This window comes from Bradyrhizobium sp. 44, from assembly GCF_023073095.1.
Lineage (GTDB): Bacteria > Pseudomonadota > Alphaproteobacteria > Rhizobiales > Xanthobacteraceae > Bradyrhizobium.
On the sequence record NZ_JADPIY010000008.1, the window covers coordinates 1,098,563 to 1,120,626 of the forward strand.

The window sequence follows — 22,064 nt, forward strand, 5'->3', positions numbered from 1 at the left end:
TGGAGTGTTTGTACCTGCGGCAGGGCTGACAACGCTGAGGAGCCAAGACATGAACGGTATTATCTATCTGGTCGGACTCGTCGTCGTGATTGGTGTGGTGCTCTCGTTCCTGGGCCTGCGCTGATTGGGTATTTGGGAGGTGGTGCGGCGCGCTCTTTCAAACCTGTGACAGCTCACCTCGCTACCACCCACACCACCACCGGCAACGTCACCGCCGCCAGCAGCGTCCCCAGCGCCACCGCGCCCGACACCGGGTTCACCAACCGCTTGTATTGCACCGCAAAGATGTAGGCGTTCGCGCCGGTCGGCATCGCCGCGAACAGCACGATCACGCCGGCTGCGACCGGAGGCAAACCGAGCAGCTTCGCCAGCACGAACGCCGCCGCCGGCATCGCCATCAGTTTCAGCCCGCACATCACGACGACGCTCAACATCTCGCCCTTGACCTCGAACCGGAACAGATTGATGCCGAGCGCGATCAGCGCCGCCGGCGATCCCGCCTGCGCCAACAGCTCGACGGTCTTGTCGACGACGGGATTGAGGCCGAGGCCGGTAAAACGCCAGACCACGCCAAAGCCGATCCCCAGCATCAGCGGATTCCGCGCGAGATCCGCGAGCACGGGCCGGATCACTGACAAAGGCGAGCCGGCTTGCTTGCGGCTGACAAGCTCCATCTGCAGGATGCCGCAAAGCCAGAGCAGCGGCGTGTTCACCGACAGGATCAGCGCCATTGGCCCCGCCGCCTCGTTGCCAAGCGCCGAGAGCGTCAGGGGAATGCCGAGCATCACGATGTTGCCGTAGACCGAGCCGATCGCGAACACGACCCCGTCCTCGCGGTCTTCGCGCCGCGCGCGCAGCAGGGCCGACAGCGCCAGCGCCGCGAGCCAGGTGATGGCCAGCGCGCCGTAATAGGCGCCCCACATCCTGTAAGGGCTGACATCGGGGAATTCCGAGACCACGATGGTGCGGAACAGCAGCGCCGGAATCGCGATGCTGAAGGCGAATTCGGAGATGCCCTTGTGCGCGGTCTCGCTGACGAAGCGAAACAGCACCGCGGCATAGCCGGCCGCGATCAGCGCAAACACCGGCGCGACGATCAGCACGGTGGCCATGCGCCGCTACGACCCCATCTCGATGATACGGCGCGCCATCCGGACATTGGCATAGTCGATCATCTTGCCGTCGAGCGTCACCGCGCCCTGGCCCTGCGCCTCGGCCTGCTCCATGGCTTCGACGACCCGCCGCGCGTGCGCCAGCTCAGTGTCGGACGGGACGAACGCCCGCAGCGTCGGTTCGATCTGGTCGGGATGGATCACCTGCTTGCCGTCAAAACCCATCGCCGCGGCCTTGAGCGCGCTGCTTTCCGTCAGTCTGGCATCCCGGAACGCGCCGCACGGGCCGTCGATCGCGCGCAGGCCGAAGGCGCGCGCGGCCACCAGCAGGCGCATCATCGGATAGGCGAACAGATCGAGCGGGGCGGAGGCATAGCCGCTCTGGGCGGAGCCCACGTGGCGGTAGCCGTCCGGCGATGCGCCGATTTCGGAGGAACGGGCGCCGATCGACGCGGCGAAATCGCCGACACCGAGATGAAGGGCGGCGACGCTGTCGTGCGCGGCGGCGAGCGCGTCGACATTGACCAGACCCAGCGCGGTCTCGATCAGCAGTTCGAGCGCGACGGGAGAAGAGCGACCCGGCGCGGCCGCGCGCAGCTGATCGGCAATGGCGGCGATGTCGCTTGCCCGCTCCGCCTTCGGCACGATCACCGAATCCAGCCTGGGCAGCGCAGCGAGCGTGCGGATTTCCTGCGCGATGAAGGGGCTATCGACGGCGTTGAGCCTGACCGCGACGACCTTGTTGCCCCAGTCCAGCGAGGACAGCGCCCGCGCAGCTTCTTCCAGTGCCACGCTCTTCTCGGACGGCGGTACCGCGTCCTCGAGGTCCATGAACACCGCGTCTGCGGCCGAGGCAGCCGCCTTGGCGACGAGACGGGAGCGATGCGCGGGAACGGCCAGATAGACCCGCGTCGGCCGCTGAGGGGCCATCGTCATGTCTCCTTTGCGAGACCGAGCTCGCGCAGGATGGATGGGTTGTGCTGCCCGACGTCGGGCACCGGATCCATCCGCGGCGACAGGCCTGGAATGGTGAGAGCCGGCAGGAAGCTCATCACCGGGCCGCAACGAGTGCCCACCGTTTGCACCCGGTCGCGGGCGCGGAGCTGCTCGTGCTCCAGGAAAGCCTCGACCGAATTCAGATGCGCATTGGCGATCGAGGCTTCGTCGAGCAGCCGCAGCACCTCGTCGCTGGTCATCGCCGCAAAACGCTGCTCGATATGGATCTGCAGATCGTCCCTGTTCTGCATGCGCAGCGGATTGGTGCGGAAGCGGGGGTGATCGGCAAAGGCGGCGTCGCCAAGCACGAGGGCGCACAGCGATCGCCATTCCCGGTCGTTCTGGATGCCGAAGAAGATGGTGTTGCCGTCGCCGACGCGGAAAGGGCCATACGGCGCTATGGTTGCATGCTTGGCTCCGGTTCGCGGCAGCGGGCGGCCGGTACTCTGCGTGTAGAAGGCGGGATAGCTCATCCAGTCCGTGATGGAGTCGAACAGCGAGGCCTGGAAGGCGGTGCCCTTGCCGGTCCGCTCACGGCGATACAGCGCCATCAGCACGCCGTTGAGGATGTACATGCCGGTGGCGATATCGACCACGGAAAGTCCGACCTTGGCGGGCTCCGCCTCGGTGCCGTTGATGGCGAGCACGCCGGCCTCGCACTGCACCAGGAGATCGTAGGCCTTCTTGTTGCTGTAGGGTCCGCCCGCACCATAGCCCGACACGTCGCAGGCGATGATGCGGGGAAACTTTCGCAGCAGCGATGCGGCATCGAGGCCGAGCCGCTCCGCCGCGCCGGGCGCCAGGTTCTGGATGAAGACGTCGGCCTGCGGCAGCAGGGCCTCGAGCACCTCCTGGCCGTCAGGACTCTTGATGTCGATGGCGAGGCTCTCCTTCGACCTGTTGGTCCAGACGAACTGGCTCGACATCCCGTTCATCACGTGATCGTAGTCGCGGCAGAAATCGCCATCGCCCGGCCGCTCGATCTTGATGACGCGCGCGCCCCAGTCCGCAAGATGCCGGCTGGCAAGAGGAGCCGCGATCGCCTGCTCGAGCGAGACCACCGTCACCCCCGACAGCGGCAGCTCCGCCTCATTTCGCTCCATGCAATCGTCTCCGCTCCCGCTCACGCTTTCGACCAGCGCAGGAGACAAGCCGACCACCCCACGCACGTTCTGTGATGATGGCATCATGCCCCTGTTTTGCCCGACGAGTCAAATCGATTTCGTAAAATCCGCAAATCGCGATCCGCAAAGTTCAATGCCAACATGGACTTGGCTACTGTGCATGGGGTTGTTTTCGCGGTTTTTGTTTTAGGGGGCCCTGTTGCCGAGACCGCACACGTCCCGGCTTTCGCATCTCGCCTCGGTTGCCAACGAACCCCCGTTCACCCACTATCCGCTCCGACTCGACATTTTGGGGGGATCGATGCCGGCGTTCCGATTTAAGAAATCTTTCGCTGCTGCGATTACGGGTATGGCCCTGGCCGTCCTGATCCACCCGGGTGAAGGCTTCGCCTACTCCCAGGAGGAGCAGCAGGCCTGCACCCCCGATGCGATGCGGTTGTGCGGCGACTTTGTTCCGAACGTCGACGCCATCACCGCCTGCATGATCCAGAAGAAGTCGCAGCTCTCGCCGCAGTGCCGGGCCTTCTTCCGGCCGGGACCGGAGCCGGGCATGGCGGCGGCGCCCCGCGCCGGCAAGCCGACCAGCATCGCGCCCAAGAGCTCAGCCCGGACGGCGAAGAAGAGCACCAAGCCGGCCAAGAAGAAGAAAGCCAGCGAAGGCTGAGCGCGAGCACGACGTTCCCTTTTTGAAACTCGACCATGCCCGGGCCACAGCGCGCAGTGCGTTTGAAGTCCCGGGCATTTGCGTGTCCGACTCCTCGTTTGCTCGCCCCTTGAGTCAAACTGACCCAGGCATCAGCCCCACACCAGCCACCGGACTCGTTTTGTTCGCCTCCGCGTGCGGACGCTTGCGACAATCGCGATCATGTGGGGATGGAAACGAGTCGCGAAACGGATTGCGCGGCGAGGTTGCATTCCATTTTTTCCCGCTGGACTGCTCAAAAAACGCACGATTGCTGGCGTGAAGCCGCCGTCGGACGCAGCAGTGTGACTCAAAAGCCAACGCGCTTTGTTATTTCATGGCGCCAGCATAACTTATGATAAATTTTTCTTTCCCGAATCACCGTGGTGATTCATTTTCGCCGCCTGGGGTCAATCTGGAGGCAGAGGTATGAACGTTATTGTTTTTGCATCGCGTAAAGGTGGCTCGGGCAAGAGTACCCTGGCCGCGCATCTCGCCGCGCAGATCAAGGCGACCAAGCCGATCCTGCTCGTGGATGCGGATCCGCAAGGCTCGCTCACGCTGTGGCACAAGCTGCGTGGCACCAACGAGCCGCCGATCAAGTCCGCGGTGAACTCGGTCAGCGGCATCGTCTCCGCTGCCAAGCGCGACGGTTATGAATGGGTGTTGATCGACACGCCGCCGAACCTGTCGGCCGTCGTCGACGACGCCATCCGCAATGCCACCATGGTGGTGATACCCGCCCGTCCCGGCGTGTTCGACGTCAACGCGGTGCAGGAAACCATCCAGATGTGCCGTGCGGCACGCAAGCCCTACGCGGTCGTGCTCAACGGTGCGCCGGCGCGCCGCGATGAGTCCGAAAGCCCGATCGTCACCATCGCCCGCGAGGCGCTGGCGAAGTTCCGTGCTCCGGTGTGGGGCGGCCAGATCACCAACCGTTCGGATCTGCTGATGGCGCTGAGCCACGGCGAGGGCGCGCGGGAATATCAGGCCGAGAGCCGTGCGGCGCAGGAAATCGCAAGGCTGTGGGCGGCGATCGAGCGTTCGGTAAAGGCTATTCGCGGCACGGCGTCGGCTTCCGGCGCAATGCACAAGCAGGCGGCGTAATTTTCATAAATCATTCCCCGGACGAAAAACGCGCGGACCTCCGCGCGTTTTGCGTTTTTGGGAAGATGACTTTGCCGCTAGGCCACCATCAGCATGTAGAACACGATCACCGGCGACAGAGTGAGGATCACCGACCAGATGCCGGCGGCCCAGAGAATGTCCTCGGTGGTGAAGCCCTGCTGTCCAGCGTCGTAATGCGACGCCATTTCGTTATGACTATTCACAAACGCCCCCGCGATTTCTTCGCTTATGGGCATGAACGCTACGTGAGATATTTTAAAATTCCGGGTCGCAGTTTCGCGCGCTTTTGAACACAGCTGCTACCACGGATTAACCATCCGGACGTGCGCTGACATCACGCCAGCCAGACCCGAAACACCAGCACCGGCATCAGGCCGAGCATCACCGCCCAGAAGCCGAACCACGACACCACAACAATTCCCCGCAAGAAATCAGCGGACGCGAACATTTCTGCCGCCGTCGGGCGGATGCGTTGCCCCATGATCATTCCCCCATTTGAAAAGACTTTGAATGGAGACGATAGGCGCGTTTGCGTAAACGAGCCGTGGATGCGCCATGTGGCAGCAGCGAAGACCGTTGAGGCGCGGTTAACCAAGCACTCCGCTCTCTCACTCCCTCTCCTCGTTCTTAGGAGGAGAGGGTGGGGTGAGGGGCTACCAGCTACGCCGCGACTTGCATGCGTCGCTCGATCTCGCGGTCGAGCTGGACGGCGAGTTCGCTGCCGACCTCCACCATCGGCAGGCGCACTTCGGGGCTGTCGATCAGCCCCGTGCGCCACAGCCAGTATTTTGCCGGCGCGGGACTGGGCTCGGTGAACAACAGGCGCGTCAGGTCCGCGACCTCCTGCCAGCGCGCCAGCGCCGCATCGTGGTTGCCGCGCTTCAGCTCGGCATGGACGGCCGCAAACGTCGCGGTCTCGAGATGGGCTGACAGCACGATGCCGCCGTCGGCACCGTCGCTGAGCGCCTCGAAATAATTCGCATCCTCGCCGGTCAGCACGCGAAAGTCCGCAGGCCTGTCGCGCAGCAACGCGATGGATTGGTCGCGGCTCGCGCCGCAATCCTTCAGGCCGATGATGTTCGGATGCTCGGCAAGCCGTAGCAGCGTCTGGTTGGTGATGTTGACCGAGGTGCGATAGGGGATGTTGTAGAGCGCGAGTGGCCAGGCGGCGTGATCGGCGAGCGCCTCGAAATGCGCCAGCAACCCGCGCTGCGACGGCCGCACATAATACGGGCTCGCGATCAGATAGCCATCGATCGGCCAGTCCGCGGTCGCGTCGAGACGCTCCTTCAGCCGCGACGTGTCCGCACCTGAAAGTCCAAGGCAGATCGGAATCTTGCTGTGGCCGATGGCCAGCTCGTCGCGCACGATGGCGACGAGACGTTCGAGCTCGGCGTCGCGTAGCGTCATGCCTTCACCGGAGGTCGCCCCCAGGATGAAGCCGTCGACGGCCTGTCCGCTGTAATGCCGGGTCAATCGGCGCAGCGACCTCTCGTCGAGGGCGCCGTCGCGAAACGGCGTCACCAGCGGCAGCCAGAGCCCGTGCAATTGTTCCTGTAGTCCGGTCATGTTCCATCTCCTTCTCGGGAAAAATCCTGAGACGGGGCACATGAAAAAACCCCGTCCAGGCGGCGGGGTTTTCGAAGTTTCGGCTCGCGATGACGAAGGCTGTTAGCGCGCGCAAAAATCCGAGGTCCCCAGATGGGGGCCTTTTTTCGAGGCGACTGCCTGCGACGAGATTGCGCACGACTTCGTGATCATTCGCAAATGATGCGGGGTAAGCATGGAACTGTCAATACACGCGGAGGGCGATGGCCGGATCCGCAAAAAAAAGCCGGGCTCGATCGAGCCCGGCTTAAGGTATTGGCCACGTGAGGCCGACACAATCACCTTCCAAGAGGGATTACTGAACTCCCGCGCCACTGGAGGAGGGGGACAAATGCGCAACGCGAAGGCTCAGCGTAAAGAGATTATGGGCTAGCTTCGCGCCATGCATCAAGCGTCCAAGCCGCATGTCAGACATGCGGAAATCAGGACGGCCAGCGCTGCGCCTTGCTCACCACGAAGTCGCGGAACACTTGCACGCGCGCGACCGTCTTCAGCTCTTCCGGATAAACAAAATACGTATCGAGCTGGATCGAATCCGATTCGCCGAACAGCTGCACGAGGCGGCTCTGTTCTTCGATCAGATAGTCCGGCAACGCGGCGATGCCGAGACCCTGCTGACAGGCGCGGACGAGGCCGAGAATGTTGTTGACCCTGAAATAGGCTTCGCGCGGACCCGAGCCGTTGCGCCCCGCTTCCACTAGCCAGTTGCGGTTCTGAAGATGCGGCGCGAAGTTGCCGTCGGAGAGCGTGATGATGCGGTGGGAGTCGAGCTCCTCCAGCGTGCGCGGCGTGCCGAAGCGCTTGATGTAATCGGGCGAGCAATAAGCGTGGAAGCCCATCGCGAACAGCTTGCGCTGGATGAGATCCGGCTGCGTCGGCTTGCGGGTGCGGATCGCGACATCGGCCTCGCGCATCGAGAGATCAAGCTCCTCGTCGGTGACGATCAGCGAGATCCGGATTTCCGGATACAGCGCGGTGAATTCGCCAAGCCTGGGGATCAGCCAGTTGATGCCGACGCCGGGCGTGGTGGTGATCTTGAGATCGCCGCTCGGCCGCTCGCGGCTGTCGGTCAGCTTCGCGCGCGCCGCCTGCAACTGCATGAACACGTCATGGGCGGTGCGGAACAGGAGGTCGCCCTGTTCGGTGAGGATCAGGCCGCGGGCGTGGCGGTGGAACAGCGAGACCGAGAGCTCCTGCTCCAGTGCCGAGACCTGGCGTGATACTGCCGATTGCGACAGGCCGAGCTGCTCGCCCGCGTGCGTGAAGCTGCCCGCTTCCGCCGCGGCGTGAAACACCTTCAGCTTATCCCAGTCCATATCCGTAAATCCGTCGCGTGTTCTTGCCATGATGTCTATTCCGCTGCCGCGCGCTCGCTGGCGCGCAGGGCCAAAAATCGTTCCGCCTCGAGCGCCGCCATGCAGCCGAGGCCGGCCGCCGTGACTGCTTGACGATAGGTCTCGTCGGCGACGTCGCCGGCGGCGAACAGTCCGGGCACCGAGGTGGCGGTCGAGTTCGGGGCGACCTCGACATAGCCCGACGGTTTCAGCTTGACCTGCCCGGCCACGAGCTCGGTCGCCGGGGCATGCCCGATGGCGACGAAGACGCCGTCGGTCGGCACATCGGTCAACGCGCCGGTCTTGACGTTCTTCAGCCGCACTTGGGTGACCTTGTTCGGGTTCTCGGTACCGCAGATCTCGTCGACGGCTGAGTCCCAGATCACCTTGATCTTCGGGTGCTTGAACAGGCGTTCCTGTAGGATGCGTTCGGCGCGGAAGTGATCGCGACGATGCACGATGGTGACCTGCGAGGCATGGTTGGTGAGGTACAGCGCTTCCTCGACCGCCGTATTGCCGCCGCCGACTACTACGACTTGCTTGTTGCGGTAGAAGAAGCCGTCACAGGTGGCACAGGCCGACACGCCGCCACCCTGGAATTTCGCTTCGGACGGCAGCCCGAGCCAGCGCGCCTGGGCGCCGGTGGCGAGAATGACGGTGTCGGCGAGATAGACATCACCGCTATCGCAGGTCAGGCGAAAGGGGCGTTGCGAGGTGTCGAGCTTGGTCACCAGATCGGTCTTGATCTGGGTGCCCACATGCAGCGCCTGCTTCTCCATCTGCTCCATCAACCAGGGGCCTTGGATCACGTCGGCGAAGCCCGGATAGTTCTCGACGTCGGTGGTGATGGTGAGCTGGCCGCCCGCCTGGATGCCCTGGATCAGGATCGGCTCAAGCATCGCGCGCGCGGCGTAGATCGCCGCCGTGTAGCCGGCGGGGCCGGAGCCGATGATGACGACCTTTGCATGGACAGCGGCGGACATTTCGACAGATGCCTTTCACGGGGGACTGCAGCGCGGGCGCGGAACGTGCCGGGAGGCCTCGCGGAGGCGCTGAAATATCAGAGGTAATCTAAGCCTTCTGGTGAGCTATGCAAGAATTGCATTCCCTGTCGGCGGATTTTTCCAACAGGGAACAAAAGTCGATTGCGCTGCACGCGCAATAAAATTGCGCCGAGTGCGTGGTCTGCGCTATGAGGATTGCGACAGAGCCACCAATACCGCCGCAAAGGCCAGGAGTTCCAATCACGTGTCGCGGAACCTAGACGAGATCGACCTGAAAATTCTCACCGAGATTCAGGCCGACGGTCGAATCACGAATGTCGAGCTGGCCAAGCGCGTCGGCATTTCGCCACCGCCCTGCCTGCGCCGAGTCCGGGCGCTGGAGGAGGAGGGGTATATCCATGGCTATCGCGGGCTCTTGGACGCGCGCAAGCTCGGCTTCGACGTCACGGTGTTTGCCGCAGTGCACCTCTCCAGCCAGGCCGAGGCGGATTTGCGCGCCTTCGAGGAGTTCGTCCGCGCCGAGCCGCTGGTGCGCGAGTGCTGGATGCTGTCGGGCGAAGTCGATTTCATCCTGAAATGCGTCGCACCCGACATGGCCACCTTCCAGGATTTCGTCACCCATTTGACCGCCGCCCCGCACGTCCGCAACGTGCGGACCTCGCTGGTGCTGCACAATTCGAAATACGAGGCGGCCGTGCCGCTCGACGTGAGGGGACGAAGGTAGCGTCTCCTCCGTCATTGCGAGCAACACGCAGATACAAAAAAGGCCGCGCAGTGCGCGGCCTTTTTCAAATCACACGCAACGGCAAATCGTTACCGCCACTCCACTTTGGTAATCTCATAAGCCTTGGCGCCGCCGGGTGCGTTGACCTCGACGGTTGAACCCTTCTTCTTGCCGATCAGCGCGCGCGCGAGCGGCGAGGTGATGGAGATGCGGCCCTTCTTGGCGTCGGCCTCGACCTCGCCGACGATCTGCCACACCGTCTTCTTTTCGGTGTCCTCGTCGACCAGTGTCACGGTCGCGCCGAACTTGATGGTGTCGCCGGACAGCTTCGAGATGTCGATGATGTCGGCGCGCGCGAGCTTGTCCTCGAGCTCGGCGATGCGGCCTTCATTGTGGGACTGCTCTTCCTTCGCGGCGTGGTATTCCGCGTTCTCCGACAGGTCTCCGTGCGAGCGCGCCTCGGCGATATGCTCGATGATCCGCGGACGGTCCTCCGACTGGCGCTTCTTCAGTTCTTCCCCGAGCGCGGCAAAGCCGCCCGCAGTCATCGGTACCTTTTCCATCTCTTCTCTCGTCCTTCGGTCGCGCGCGCCCTGACATGTCAACGCGCACGCAACTTGATTCGTCAGTCTGTCCGGGGGCTCAACGCGCGTGCCGCCGAACGTTCATATGGGCTTGGCGCCGGAACAGAACAACCATATGGCCGGACAGTTCCTCCGGCCATAGTGGCTTCATCGCCAATCACTTAGCGGAAGGTTGGGCCTCCCGCTCGCGATCAGGTTTCCGAAAAGTAGCTCTGCAGGGTCCGAACCTCAAGGTCCCCGCCCAGATAGGCGTGGATGCCCTGCGCGGCCGCCACGGCCCCGGAAAGAGTGGTGTAATACGGCACTTTATGCAAGAGGGCCGCGCGCCGCAGAGAACGGCTGTCGGCGAGCGCCTGCGGGCCTTCGGTGGTGTTGAAGACGAGCTGGACCTCGCCATTGGTGATGGCGTCGACGATGTGCGGCCGGCCCTCCAGCACCTTGTTCACCTTCTCGGTCGGGATGCCCTGGTCGGTCAGGAAGCGGGCCGTGCCCGATGTCGCCAGCACCTTGAAGCCGAGCGAATGCAGCTCGCGAACGGCCTCGGTGATGCGCGTCTTGTCGCTCTCGCGAACCGAGACAAACACCGTGCCCTTGCGCGGCACTCGTGTGCCGCCGCCGAGCTGGCTCTTGGCGAACGCCACCGCGAAGGAGCGATCGATGCCCATGACCTCGCCGGTCGAGCGCATCTCGGGGCCGAGCACGGTATCGACGCCGGGGAAGCGGGCGAACGGAAACACCGATTCCTTAACGCCGACATGGTCGAATTTCGCCTTCTTCAGCTTGAAATCGGCAAGCTTTTCGCCGGCCATGATACGCGCCGCGATCTTCGCGACCGGCGTACCGACCACCTTGGCGACAAAGGGCACCGTGCGCGAGGCGCGCGGATTGACTTCGAGCACGTAGATCTCGCCGTCCTTGATGGCGTATTGCACATTCATGAGGCCGACGACGTCGAGGCCGAGCGCCAGCTCGCGGGTCTGCCGCTCCAGCTCCTCGATCATCTTGTCGTCCAGCGAGTGCGGCGGCAGCGAGCAGGCGCTGTCGCCGGAATGGATGCCGGCTTCCTCGATGTGCTCCATGATGCCGACGATGAAGGTGTCCTTGCCGTCGCAGAGGCAGTCGACGTCGATCTCGGTCGCATCGGACAGATAGCGGTCGAACAGCAGCGGATTCTTGCCGAGCACGGTGTTGATCTGGCCGGTCTTGTCGTTCGGGTAGCGCGCCTTGACGTCCCCCGGCACCAGCTCCGGCAGCGTGCCGAGCAAGTAATCGCTGAGCTGGTTCTCCTCGCGGATGATTTGCATCGCGCGGCCGCCGAGCACGTAGGACGGGCGCACCACCAGCGGCAGGCCGAGATCGGTCGCGACCAGGCGCGCTTGCTCGACCGAATACGCGATGCCGTTCTTGGGCTGCTTCAGCCGCAGCTTGTCGAGCACCCGCTTGAAGCGGTCGCGGTCTTCCGCAAGGTCGATGGCGTCGGGCGAGGTGCCGAGGATCGGCACTTCGGCGGCTTCCAGCGCGCGCGCGAGCTTGAGCGGGGTCTGGCCGCCGAACTGCACGATTACGCCATGCAGCGTGCCGTTGGTGCGTTCCTTTGCGATGATCTCCAGCACGTCCTCGGCGGTGAGCGGCTCGAAATAGAGCCGGTCGGCAGTGTCGTAGTCGGTCGACACCGTCTCCGGGTTGCAGTTGACCATGATGGATTCGTAGCCGGCGTCGTGCAGCGCGAAGCAGGCGTGACAGCAGCAATAGTCAAATTCAATGCCCTGGCCGATGCGGTTCGGGCCGCCGCCGAGGATGATGACCTTCTTCTTGTCGGACGGCGAGCTCTCGTCCGCAGGCGCGCCCGCGAACGGCGCCTCATAGGTCGAGTACATGTAGGCCGTGGGCGAAGCGAACTCGGCCGCGCAGGTGTCGATGCGCTTGTAGACGGGGCGAACGCCGAGCGCGTGGCGCTTCGCCGTGACCTCCGCCTCCGTCGTCTCCGCGATCACCGCAAGCCGGGCATCGGAGAAGCCCATGGCCTTGAGCGTGCGCATGCCGAAGGCGTTGCCCGGCAGACCGTTCTTGCGGACCTTCGCTTCCATGTCGACGATGCCGCGCATCTCGCTGAGGAACCACGGATCGATCTTGCAGGAATTGAAGATCTCCTCGTCCGACCAGCCGAGCCGCATCGCCTGCGCGACCTGGAGCAGCCGGTTCGGTGTCGGCGTGCCCAGCGCGGCGCGGATCGCATTCTTGTCGTCGTCGCGGCCGAGACCTTCGATCTCGATCTCGTCGAGTCCGGTGAGGCCGGTCTCGAGCCCGCGCAATGCCTTCTGAAGGCTTTCCTGGAAGGTGCGGCCGATCGCCATGACTTCGCCGACCGACTTCATCGACGTGGTCAGCGTGGTGGAGGCGCCGGGGAATTTCTCGAAGGCGAAACGCGGCACCTTGGTGACGACGTAGTCGATCGTCGGCTCGAACGAGGCTGGCGTGGCGCCGCCGGTGATGTCGTTGGCGATTTCGTCGAGCGTGTAGCCGACCGCAAGCTTGGCGGCGACCTTTGCGATCGGAAAGCCGGTGGCTTTCGAAGCCAGGGCGGAGGAACGCGACACGCGCGGATTCATCTCGATGACGACCATGCGGCCGTCTTCGGGATTGACGCCGAACTGCACGTTGGAGCCGCCGGTCTCGACGCCGATCTCGCGCAGCACCGCCAGCGAGGCGTCGCGCATGATCTGGTATTCCTTGTCGGTCAGCGTCAGCGCCGGCGCCACCGTGATGGAATCGCCGGTGTGCACGCCCATCGGATCGAGGTTCTCGATCGAGCAGACGATGATGCAATTGTCCTTCTTGTCGCGCACCACCTCCATCTCGTACTCTTTCCAGCCGAGCACGGATTCTTCGATCAGCACTTCGTTGGTGGGAGACGCATCCAGGCCGCGCTCGATGATATCGAGGAACTCTTCCTTGTTGTAGGCAATGCCGCCGCCGGTGCCGCCCATGGTGAAGGACGGGCGGATGATCGCGGGCAGGCCGATCTCGGAGAGCGCCATCAGCGCCTGGCCGAGCGCATATTCCTGATAGCGCTTGCGGCGGTCGCTCTCGCCGAGCGTCCACTGCCGCTCGAGTTCTTCGAGCGCAGCGCCCGATGCCTTTGCGCGATCGGCCTGGTACTTGTCGCGGAAGGACTTCTTCAGGGCGGAGGCGTTGGCGAGCCGCGACTTCGGCGTCTCGAGCCCGATCTTGGTCATGGCTTCGCGGAACAACTGGCGGTCCTCGGCCTTGTCGATCGCGTCCGCGGTGGCGCCGATCATCTCGACGTCGAACTTGTCGAGCGTGCCTTGCTGGCGCAGCGACAGCGCGCAGTTCAGCGCGGTCTGTCCGCCCATGGTCGGCAGCAGCGCGAAGCCGCCGGGAATGACGTGACGTTCTTTCTCGATGATTTTCGCGACGATCTCGGGCGTGATCGGCTCGATATAGGTCGCATCGGCCAATTCCGGGTCGGTCATGATGGTGGCCGGATTGGAATTGACGAGGACGATGCGATAGCCCTCTTCCTTCAGCGTCTTCACCGCCTGGGTGCCCGAATAGTCGAACTCGCAGGCTTGGCCGATCACGATGGGACCGGCGCCGATGATCAGGATGGTGGTGATGTCTGTACGTTTGGGCATCAACTCTCGCCGAAGTGGAATTTGGGCACAAAAAAAGGGCGCGCCTGCTGCGCGTCCCTTTGGCCGAGAGCGCGTTGGTCCCCCTCGCGCGCGGGGTGGGTCTTAGACCAGTTTTCAGGGCGGCGAAACCCCGAAAAACGCCCATCAACCGGCAATTTTGACGGGTTTTGGCCGGGCCTGCCAGCCGCGGGCGAGATGGACCAGAAGAGCCGCCGAAACGCTCAATCCGCCGACCCAGCCCAGATCCGCCGGGCTCCACGCCGCAAGCACGGCGCCGCCCAAGGCTCCGCCGATCGCAAAGCCGAGATACATGGCCGAGGCGTTGAGCGAGAGCGCGATCATCGAGGCCTGCGGCTCGATCCGGATGATGCTGGCGACCTGGGCCGGGTAGAACGCCCATCCCGAGATGCCCCAGAGGAAGATCGCGCCCAGCACCGCATAATGCGCCTGTCCCGGCATCAGCTTCAGGACCAGCGAATGCAGGATCAGCGCGCTGGCCATGCCGGCAAGCCCGAGACCTGCCGTGGCGAGCGTGCCGAGCCGGTCGGCCAGGACGCCGCCGAGCATGTTGCCGATCGCGGCCGCGCCGCCGAACACCAGCAGCGCGAGGCTGATCTGCGAGGCGTCGAATCCAAGGCCGTGCAGCGGGACCGCGAAATAGGTAAACACGGTGAAGCCGCCGAGCGCCCATAAAATCGTGATCAGAAGCGCCGTCAGGACATTGCGGTGACGCGCCACCGCCAGCCGATCGCTGAGCGAGGCTGTGTTGCGCGGCAGGCCGCGGGGCAGGCCGAGCAGGAGGCCGGCGAGCGCAACGGCGCCGATCAGGGCGACCATGGCAAAGGTCGCGCGCCAGCCGAGCAGGCTGCCGACGAGATTGCCGAGCGGAACGCCGATGACGGTCGCAACCGTGAGGCCCGAGGTGACGAGTGCCACCGCGCGGCCGCGCCGCTCCGGCGCGGCGACGGCCACGGATACGGCCAGCGCGGTCGGCATGCACAGCCCGGAGCCCAGCGCCATCAGCATGCGCGAGGCCAGCAACAGGGCGTAATTCGACGCCACCATGGCCGCGAGGTTTCCGGCAATGAAAGTCGATAGCGCCAGGGCCAGCACGGTGCGGCGGTCGATATTGTTCAGCGTCACCGCCAGGATCGGCGAGCCGACCGCGTAGGTGAGGGCGTAGACCGTGACCAACTGGCCGGCGGCGGGGACGGAAATCGCCAGGTCGGTTGCGATAGACGGCAAAAGCCCAGCAATGACAAAGCCTTCCGTGCCGATCGCAAAGGCCGCCAAGGCCAGCCAGAATACGCTCATCAGGAAAATCCCTATGTTCAACGTTTATTGAACTATCGGTGGGACCGGGTCGGGAGTCAATTGGTTCAAGAACTATTGAACATTGAGGCTACTTCGCTATGATCTCAGACCATGAGCCGCACGCCTCCTCACCCCACTCGCGAGCAGATCGAACTGCCGATGATCCTGGATTGCCTGAGCGATCCGATCAGATTGGCGATTGTGTATCAGCTCGCCCAGCAGGAACCTGTCAGCGGCGAGCTGTGCTGCGGCGACTTCAACGCGCTCAGCGGCAAGTCGAATCTTGCCTATCACTTCGCCAAGCTACGCGAATGCGGCCTGATGCAGACCCGCGTCGCCGGCACCAACCGGTTCGTGCGGCTGCGCCGCGACGATCTGGACGCACGCTTTCCGGGCCTGCTCGATGCCGTCATCACGTCCGCGGCAAAGGATGCCGACCGGCTGCGGCTGCTGTCGGAGCACGATCTGGTTGAGGCTGATTGAGGATTGGGCGGCCAGTCCGTCTTCGCTTGCGCTTCGCTCCAGCTACGCCGGACACGCTTCGCCCCTTCGGGTCTCGCGTGACTGCGCCACGCGTAGCCCCGCAGGGGCGAAGCGTGGAGACCCGGCCTGGATTTGAACCAGGATAAAGAGCGATGCATCGCCCTCGCGTAGACACTTCCGCCACCGGGCCGCGGCGATCATTACTGATCGGGGTGCGACAAGCCACCTCAGGCAGACGTTATGCTTAACGAACTCAGGAAGCTTACCGAATCCGAGAGGTTTACCGAACTAATGGCGGCCGCGCGACGAACGTCATGCGCCAGCTATTGTGGCCGATATTGCGGTGAGCGCGCTGGACCGTGAAGCCGGCGGTCTTGAGCTTGGCGGTGATCTCCTCCTCACTGTAGCGCTGCAGCCCGATGCGCGTGCGCAGCTGACGGTAATCCGACAATGCGGTGCTGATCAGCCCGATCAGCGCATCTTTCAAAAAGCCGTGACGAAGGCCGAAACTGAGTAGCGCTGTGACGTCCCTGAACATGCCGACATTGGGCTGGAGGATGTCGCCGAGCACCAGCTTGCCGGAGGGCTTCAGGATGCGGCGGAAGTTGAGGAGCGCGGCGTCGAGCTCGTCCGGCGCCATATATTGCGCGACCGAGTTCATCACGACGAGATCGATCGACTGCTCCTGCATGTTGTGGACGTCATCGAGCGAGCGGACGCGGATTTTCGTGTTCGGGGCAAACCGCGCGATCAACCGGCCGCGCACGCCGGGCGCGGGCTCGGCGAGGATCAGCTTGCCGCAGACAGCCGCGACCTGGCTCGCCGACAGCGCCTCGCCGCAGGCATAGTCGAGCACGGTCGCCTCGGGCGAAGAAATGTAGCCGATGATGTCCCGCGCGATGATCTGGAAGTGCAAGTCGCGATGCAGCTTGCTGACATAGATCGTGTGCGTCGAGTCGTAGTAATCGATCCAATCGTCCATGGTCGTCGAGGGCCCCGGCCAAACGGTTCCGCTGAAGGAACCGGCGCTGCCCGCCTGCGTTAGGGGTGCGGCGGCGCGCCGTCAATGTCTGCGTCCTAACAGGAAGGTTTCCCGTGAGCAAAGCCCCACAAAAGGTCTCGCCCGACCTCGATACACCCACCGATCTGTCGTCCCAGGCGGTCAACAAGGTTTCGGAGGCGCTCAACGTGCTTCTGGCCGACGCGTTCGCGCTGTATCTGAAGACCAAGAATTTCCACTGGCACATCAGCGGCCGGCATTTCCGCGATTATCATCTGCTGCTTGACGAGCAGTCCGACCAGATCTTCGCCACCACCGACCAGCTCGCCGAGCGCGTCCGCAAGATCGGCGGCGTCACGCTGAAGTCGATCGGGCAGATCGCCAAGCTTCAGACCATCAAGGACAACAACGAAGACTATGTCCCGCCGCGCGAGATGCTGCGCGAGTTGATGCAGGACAACAAGCATGTCGCCGCCGCAATGCGCAAGGCACACGAGGTCTGCGACGACGCCGGTGACGTCGCCAGCGCCAGCATCCTCGAAAACTTCATCGACGAGACCGAACGCCGTACCTGGTTCCTGTTCGAAGCCACAAGACAGGAAGGTGCGAACGAGGCGTAGGTGACGCTGTCGTAGGGTGGGCAAAGGCGGTCTTCGCGCGCCGTGCCCACCATCTATCCGCAGTTCAAACTGTTTGGTGGGCACGCTTCGCTCTGCCCACCTGCACCGTCTTTGTAGCTACCGCCACAACCGCATCAACGCCCCATCCTTCCCCGTCACCGGATCGGCCGGCGGCAGCGCGACGTTTGGAATCGTCTTCAGCGCTTTCGCGTGGTTCTCCGGCGTTGCGCGGGTGATCTCCATCTTCGCACCCGGCGGATAAGCGCCGATCACGCAGAAATCCTCGCTCGCCTTGATGCGCTGGTGACCTGTGCCGGCGGGCAGGATCGCGACGTCGCCGGCCTTGATCTCCAGCTCCTGGCCATGGTCGCCGCCGAAGCGGACGCGCGCGCTGCCACGCGCAACGCCGAGCACCTCGTGCACCGTCGCGTGATAATGCAGATAGTCGAAGACGCCATTGCGCCACGTGCCGCCCCAGCCGTTCGCTTCGAACAAGCGTTCGATCGTCTCTTCCGGCTGTCTGGAATCGAGCTTCACCGCGGCCTGGTAGACCAGGAAGGGGAGGATATTGTTCGGCACGAGCCCGTCATCCTCAAACACGATGGCGAGCGGCTCGGCATTGTCGCGGACGACGGACATAAGGGGCTCCTGCGTGAGCGTAGCAGGGATCAACGAAGGGAGCTAAGCGGCGTTCCTTTGACGAAAAAAGCCCGGGACCAGGCCCGGGCTCTTTGTCATGACGTTAATTGCGAAAGAGCGCGCGCGCCTTACGCGCTCTTGTTCTGCCGCATCAGATCCGCAAAACGCTGGAACAGATAGTGCGAGTCGCGCGGACCCGGCGAGGCCTCGGGGTGGTACTGCACCGAGAACACCGGCTTGCCGTCGAGCTGGATGCCGCAATTGGAGCCGTCGAACAGCGAGATGTGGGTCTGCGTCGCGCCGGTCGGCAGGGTGCTCTCGTCCACGGCAAAGCCGTGGTTCATCGAGGTGATCTCGACCTTGCCGGTGGTCTCGTCCTTCACGGGATGATTGGCGCCGTGATGGCCCTGGTGCATCTTCTTGGTCTTGGCGCCGACGGCGAGGCCGAGCATCTGATGGCCGAGACAAATTCCGAATGTCGGCGTGCCCGACTTGATCACGTCCTGGATCACGGGCACGGCATATTTGCCGGTCGCGGCCGGATCGCCGGGACCGTTCGACAGGAACACGCCGTCCGGTTTCATCGCCAGGATGTCCTCGGATGACGTCGTTGCCGGCACCACCGTGACCTTGCACCCGACGCCGGCGAGCAGGCGCAGAATGTTGCGCTTGATGCCGTAATCGATGGCGACCACGTTGAACTCAGGCTTGTCCTGACGGCCAAAGCCCTTGTCCCAGAGCCAGGGCGTCTCGTCCCAGGTGAAGCGCTGGCCGGAGGTGACCATCGGAACGAGGTCCATGCCCTCGAGCCCCGGCCATTCGCGCGCTTCTTCCTTCAGGCCGTGCAGGTCGAACTCGCCATCCCTGGCGTGTGCGATCACGGCGTTGGGCATGCCCTTGTTACGGATCAGCGCGGTCAGCGCGCGGGTGTCGATGCCGGAGAGGCCGATGATGCCGCGGGTCTTCAGCCACTGGTCGAGGTGCTTGGTGGCGCGGTAGTTCGAGGGATCGGTGATCGCGGTGCGCAGGATCACGCCGCGCGCGCCGGGCGTCGCGGCCATGTTCACTGTCTCGATGTCGTCGTCATTGGTGCCGACATTGCCGATATGCGGGAACGTGAAGGTGATGAGCTGGCCGGCATAGGAGGGATCGGTGAGGATCTCCTCGTAGCCGGTCATCGCGGTGTTGAAGCAGACCTCACCGACGGCTTGGCCTTCGGCGCCGAGGCCAAAGCCTTCCAGCACCGTGCCATCGGCAAGCACCAACAGCGCGGTCGGTTTGTGGTCCGGCCAGGCGTGATCGTTATCATGTTGTGTCATGAGCCCGGTTCATAGTCCCCGCGGGCGCCGGCGTCAAAGCGGAGATGCGCCGATTCACATGCGTTTTTGCATATTTGACAGGTCGCCTTGGGCCCCTAAGCTCCGCGGCACAATTTCCGGCAAATTCGGGGGCTTGGGAGGCAATAATGGACCAGACGATGCCGATTCTGCTGGTTCCGGGATTAGCCTCCTCGGCCCGGATTTATGCGCCGGTCATCCCGTCGCTCTGGCGGTTCGGCCCGGTGATGGTCGCCAACCATATTCGCGACGACAGCATGGCAGCGATCGCCCGGCGTGTGCTGAGCGAGGCGCCGCCGCGCTTCGCGCTCGCCGGTCATTCCATGGGCGGCTACATCGCCCTCGAGATCATGCGCCAGGCACCCGAGCGGGTAGCAAAGCTGGCGCTGATCAACACCCAGGCGCGGCCCGACACGGAGGAGGCGACCGCGCGCCGCCGTGGTCTGATGGAGCGGGCCAGGCGCGGCGAGCTGCGTGCCGCGCGCGAGGAAATGTTTCCCGAACTGGTGCATCCGTCGCGCCGCGACGATGCCGGTATTCGCCAGCTCGTGCATGAGCAGGGCGAGGACGTCGGCGTCGAAGGCTATCTGCGACAGCAGTCCGCGATCATCGCGCGGGTGGATTCACGGCCGACACTTGCGACGATCAAATGCCCGACATTGGTGCTGACGGGCGATGCGGACAACACGATTCCCAACGCATTCTCGAAGGAGATGGCGGAGGGCATTGCCGGTGCAAGGCTCGTCGTTTTGGAGGATTGCGGACACCTGCCGCAGCCGGAGCAGCCCGCGGCGACGGTGCGCGCGCTGGTCGAATGGCTGGGACCCCCGGTTGTCTCAGGGCCGCGAACGGCCTAGATCAGGCCTCGGATATGCTAGGGGAGCACGATCATGCTGCGCGACGACATCAACAATGCGGTCAAGGAGGCCATGAAGGCCAAGGAAGAGCGCAAGCTGTCCACGCTGCGCATGGTCAATTCGACCATCAAGAACGCCGACATCGAGGCGCGCGGCAGCCGTAAGCCGCCGCTCTCGGACGCGGATCTGCTCGGCGTGTTTCAGAAGATGATCAAGCAGCGCCAGGAATCGGTCGAGCTCTACGAGAAGGGCGGCCGTGCCGAGCTCGCGGCGCAGGAGCGCGACGAGATCGCGGTGATCTCGGCGTATCTGCCGAAGCAGATGTCGGACGACGACGTCAAGAAGGCGATCTCAGATGCCATCGCCGAGACCGGCGCCGCCGGCATGAAGGATATGGGCAAGGTGATCGCCGTGCTGAAGACGAAGTACGCCGGCCAGATGGATTTCGGCAAGGCGTCCGGTTTGGTGAAGGCTGCTCTGACGGGCTAGTTCTTGCCCTCTCCCCTTGTGGGAGAGGGTGGATCGCCGCGTAGCGGCGAAACGGGTGAGGGGTCTCGCTCCGCGTGTGCCACTCTCACGACAAGAATTTGCCGACAGAAACCCCTCATCCGGCGCTTCGCGCCACCTTCTCCCACAAGGGGAGAAGGGTGCACCTTTGATGCGGCGCCCGTTCGGTCTACTCTCTCCCGATAGACAAATCGGGAGCAACCGATGACTGCCATCAAGCCGTTTCGGATCGCCATCAGCGACGACATTCTCACCGACCTCAAATCGCGCCTCGCCCGCACGCGCTGGCCGGAGGCGGAGCTGGTCGACGACTGGAGCCAGGGTGCGCCGCTGAAATGGATCCAGGAGATCTGCGCCTATTGGGCTGATGGCTATGACTGGCGCGCGCGAGAGGCAAAACTCAACCGCTTCGAGCAGTTCACCACCGAGATCGACGGGCTCGACATCCACTTCCTGCATGCGCGCTCGAAGGAGCCGTCGGCGCTGCCGCTGATCATCACCCATGGCTGGCCCGGCTCGATCGTCGAATTCCAGAAGGTGATCGCGCCGTTGGTCGATCCTGTCGCGCATGGTGGCAATCCCGCCGATGCTTTCCACGTCGTCTGTCCGTCGCTGCCGGGCTTTGGGTTCTCCGGCAAGCCGAACACCACCGGCTGGGGCGTGGATCGTATCGCCGCGACCTGGGCCAAGCTGATGGACCGGCTCGGCTATATCAGTTATGGCGCGCAGGGCGGCGACTGGGGCTCGGCGGTGACGACCTCGCTTGGCATGCAGGACGGCGAGCATTGCGCCGGCATCCACGTCACGCTCGCCTTCAACGCCGCGCCGAAAGTCGAGGGCGAACCGACGCCGGAAGAGAAGCGCGCGCTCGCCGGCCTCAAGCATTATGTCGACCTCGACTCCGGCTATTCGAAGCAGCAATCGACGCGGCCGCAGACACTCGGTTACGCTCTGACCGATTCGCCGAGCGGACAGGCGGCCTGGATTCTGGAAAAATTCTGGGCCTGGACCGATTGCAACGGTCATCCCGAAAACATCTTCAACAAGGACGAGTTGCTCGACAACGTCATGCTCTATTGGGCGACGGAGACGGCGACCTCGTCTGCGCGGCTCTATTGGGAAAGCTTCGGCAAGCGCCGGACCTCGCCGGTCGTCAAGGTGCCGACGGGCGTGGCTGTCTTCCCCAAGGAGATCATCACGCCGGTGCGGCGCTGGATGGAGCCGAACTTCCGCAACATCACGCATTGGAGCGAGATGGAGAAGGGAGGCCATTTCGCCGCATTCGAGCAGCCGGAGCTGTATGTCGGCGAGGTCAGAAAGTTCTTCCGGACGGTGCGCTGAGACGCATTCTCCGT

The 22,064-nt window shown here is 63.8% G+C and carries 22 protein-coding genes; 8 read left to right on the plus strand and 14 right to left on the minus strand.

Annotation, left to right across the window (positions count from 1 at the left end):
* Window positions 1-173 precede the first annotated feature (173 nt).
* Genes IVB41_RS07325 through IVB41_RS07335 form a run of 3 tightly spaced genes read right to left on the minus strand, consistent with a single transcriptional unit; the run spans window position 174 to window position 3,211 of the window.
* The gene (locus IVB41_RS07325) at window positions 174-1,112 is read right to left on the minus strand and encodes an AEC family transporter (protein WP_247428475.1); all 939 of its coding nucleotides are present in this window, start codon (window positions 1,110-1,112) and stop codon (window positions 174-176) included.
* A 6-nt stretch (window positions 1,113-1,118) separates the two neighbouring features.
* Window positions 1,119-2,048: a CoA ester lyase gene (locus tag IVB41_RS07330; RefSeq protein ID WP_247428478.1), complete on the minus strand. Its 930-nt coding sequence runs from the start codon at window positions 2,046-2,048 to the stop codon at window positions 1,119-1,121.
* Window positions 2,045-3,211: a CaiB/BaiF CoA-transferase family protein gene (locus IVB41_RS07335; RefSeq protein ID WP_247428481.1), complete on the minus strand. Its 1,167-nt coding sequence runs from the start codon at window positions 3,209-3,211 to the stop codon at window positions 2,045-2,047. Before IVB41_RS07335 ends, IVB41_RS07330 begins: the two co-directional genes overlap by 4 nt.
* Window positions 3,212-3,533: 322 nt before the next feature.
* Here IVB41_RS07335 and IVB41_RS07340 point away from each other — a divergent pair, with 322 nt between their 5' ends.
* On the plus strand, window positions 3,534-3,896 hold the full coding sequence (locus IVB41_RS07340; RefSeq protein ID WP_027565324.1) for a hypothetical protein: 363 nt from the start codon (window positions 3,534-3,536) through the stop codon (window positions 3,894-3,896).
* Between the two features lie 447 nt (window positions 3,897-4,343).
* Window positions 4,344-5,021, plus strand: a complete 678-nt coding sequence (locus tag IVB41_RS07345; RefSeq protein WP_007596685.1) for a ParA family protein — start codon at window positions 4,344-4,346, stop codon at window positions 5,019-5,021.
* Window positions 5,022-5,098: 77 nt separating this feature from the next.
* Here the strand turns inward: IVB41_RS07345 and IVB41_RS07350 are convergent, their stop codons facing one another.
* The 5 genes from IVB41_RS07350 to trxB all read right to left on the minus strand — a co-directional run bounded on the left by IVB41_RS07350 (window position 5,099) and on the right by trxB (window position 8,967).
* The gene (locus IVB41_RS07350) at window positions 5,099-5,278 is read right to left on the minus strand and encodes a hypothetical protein (RefSeq protein WP_007596684.1); all 180 of its coding nucleotides are present in this window, start codon (window positions 5,276-5,278) and stop codon (window positions 5,099-5,101) included.
* Between the two features lie 98 nt (window positions 5,279-5,376).
* Window positions 5,377-5,523: a hypothetical protein gene (locus IVB41_RS07355; RefSeq protein WP_247428484.1), complete on the minus strand. Its 147-nt coding sequence runs from the start codon at window positions 5,521-5,523 to the stop codon at window positions 5,377-5,379.
* 179 nt (window positions 5,524-5,702) lie between these two features.
* Window positions 5,703-6,611, minus strand: a complete 909-nt coding sequence (locus IVB41_RS07360) for a 4-hydroxy-tetrahydrodipicolinate synthase (RefSeq protein WP_247428486.1) — start codon at window positions 6,609-6,611, stop codon at window positions 5,703-5,705.
* 461 nt (window positions 6,612-7,072) lie between these two features.
* Entirely contained in the window at window positions 7,073-7,996 is a 924-nt protein-coding gene (locus tag IVB41_RS07365; RefSeq protein WP_007614700.1) for a LysR family transcriptional regulator, read from the minus strand.
* Window positions 7,997-8,001: 5 nt separating this feature from the next.
* Entirely contained in the window at window positions 8,002-8,967 is a 966-nt protein-coding gene (trxB, locus tag IVB41_RS07370) for a thioredoxin-disulfide reductase (RefSeq protein WP_247428489.1), read from the minus strand.
* A 265-nt stretch (window positions 8,968-9,232) separates the two neighbouring features.
* Here trxB and IVB41_RS07375 point away from each other — a divergent pair, with 265 nt between their 5' ends.
* Window positions 9,233-9,712: an Lrp/AsnC family transcriptional regulator gene (locus IVB41_RS07375; protein ID WP_007596676.1), complete on the plus strand. Its 480-nt coding sequence runs from the start codon at window positions 9,233-9,235 to the stop codon at window positions 9,710-9,712.
* Window positions 9,713-9,801: 89 nt separating this feature from the next.
* On the opposite strand, the gene greA is transcribed toward IVB41_RS07375, so the two are convergent.
* From greA to IVB41_RS07390, 3 genes are all read right to left on the minus strand, one after another.
* Complete coding sequence (gene greA, locus IVB41_RS07380; protein WP_007596674.1) at window positions 9,802-10,275, minus strand: transcription elongation factor GreA; 474 nt, start codon at window positions 10,273-10,275, stop codon at window positions 9,802-9,804.
* Between the two features lie 212 nt (window positions 10,276-10,487).
* The gene (carB, locus tag IVB41_RS07385) at window positions 10,488-13,952 is read right to left on the minus strand and encodes a carbamoyl-phosphate synthase large subunit (protein WP_247358015.1); all 3,465 of its coding nucleotides are present in this window, start codon (window positions 13,950-13,952) and stop codon (window positions 10,488-10,490) included.
* 144 nt (window positions 13,953-14,096) lie between these two features.
* On the minus strand, window positions 14,097-15,266 hold the full coding sequence (locus tag IVB41_RS07390; protein ID WP_247428491.1) for an MFS transporter: 1,170 nt from the start codon (window positions 15,264-15,266) through the stop codon (window positions 14,097-14,099).
* Between the two features lie 111 nt (window positions 15,267-15,377).
* On the opposite strand from IVB41_RS07390, the gene IVB41_RS07395 reads away from it, so the two are divergent.
* The gene (locus IVB41_RS07395) at window positions 15,378-15,749 is read left to right on the plus strand and encodes a helix-turn-helix transcriptional regulator (RefSeq protein WP_247428494.1); all 372 of its coding nucleotides are present in this window, start codon (window positions 15,378-15,380) and stop codon (window positions 15,747-15,749) included.
* Window positions 15,750-16,029: 280 nt separating this feature from the next.
* Here IVB41_RS07395 and IVB41_RS07400 read toward each other — a convergent pair whose 3' ends face one another.
* Window positions 16,030-16,731, minus strand: coding sequence for a class I SAM-dependent methyltransferase (locus IVB41_RS07400; RefSeq protein WP_247282519.1), 702 nt, complete (start codon window positions 16,729-16,731; stop codon window positions 16,030-16,032).
* 113 nt (window positions 16,732-16,844) lie between these two features.
* On the opposite strand from IVB41_RS07400, the gene IVB41_RS07405 reads away from it, so the two are divergent.
* Entirely contained in the window at window positions 16,845-17,369 is a 525-nt protein-coding gene (locus IVB41_RS07405; protein ID WP_027565316.1) for a Dps family protein, read from the plus strand.
* Window positions 17,370-17,486: 117 nt separating this feature from the next.
* On the opposite strand, the gene IVB41_RS07410 is transcribed toward IVB41_RS07405, so the two are convergent.
* Complete coding sequence (locus tag IVB41_RS07410; RefSeq protein WP_247358018.1) at window positions 17,487-18,008, minus strand: hypothetical protein; 522 nt, start codon at window positions 18,006-18,008, stop codon at window positions 17,487-17,489.
* A 128-nt stretch (window positions 18,009-18,136) separates the two neighbouring features.
* Window positions 18,137-19,327: a glutamine-hydrolyzing carbamoyl-phosphate synthase small subunit gene (gene carA, locus IVB41_RS07415; protein ID WP_247428497.1), complete on the minus strand. Its 1,191-nt coding sequence runs from the start codon at window positions 19,325-19,327 to the stop codon at window positions 18,137-18,139.
* Between the two features lie 146 nt (window positions 19,328-19,473).
* On the opposite strand from carA, the gene IVB41_RS07420 reads away from it, so the two are divergent.
* From IVB41_RS07420 to IVB41_RS07430, 3 genes are all read left to right on the plus strand, one after another.
* The gene (locus IVB41_RS07420; protein WP_247428500.1) at window positions 19,474-20,202 is read left to right on the plus strand and encodes an alpha/beta fold hydrolase; all 729 of its coding nucleotides are present in this window, start codon (window positions 19,474-19,476) and stop codon (window positions 20,200-20,202) included.
* Between the two features lie 33 nt (window positions 20,203-20,235).
* Entirely contained in the window at window positions 20,236-20,691 is a 456-nt protein-coding gene (locus IVB41_RS07425; RefSeq protein ID WP_247428503.1) for a GatB/YqeY domain-containing protein, read from the plus strand.
* A gap of 222 nt (window positions 20,692-20,913) precedes the next feature.
* On the plus strand, window positions 20,914-22,050 hold the full coding sequence (locus IVB41_RS07430) for an epoxide hydrolase family protein (protein WP_247428506.1): 1,137 nt from the start codon (window positions 20,914-20,916) through the stop codon (window positions 22,048-22,050).
* Window positions 22,051-22,064: the final 14 nt, after the last annotated feature.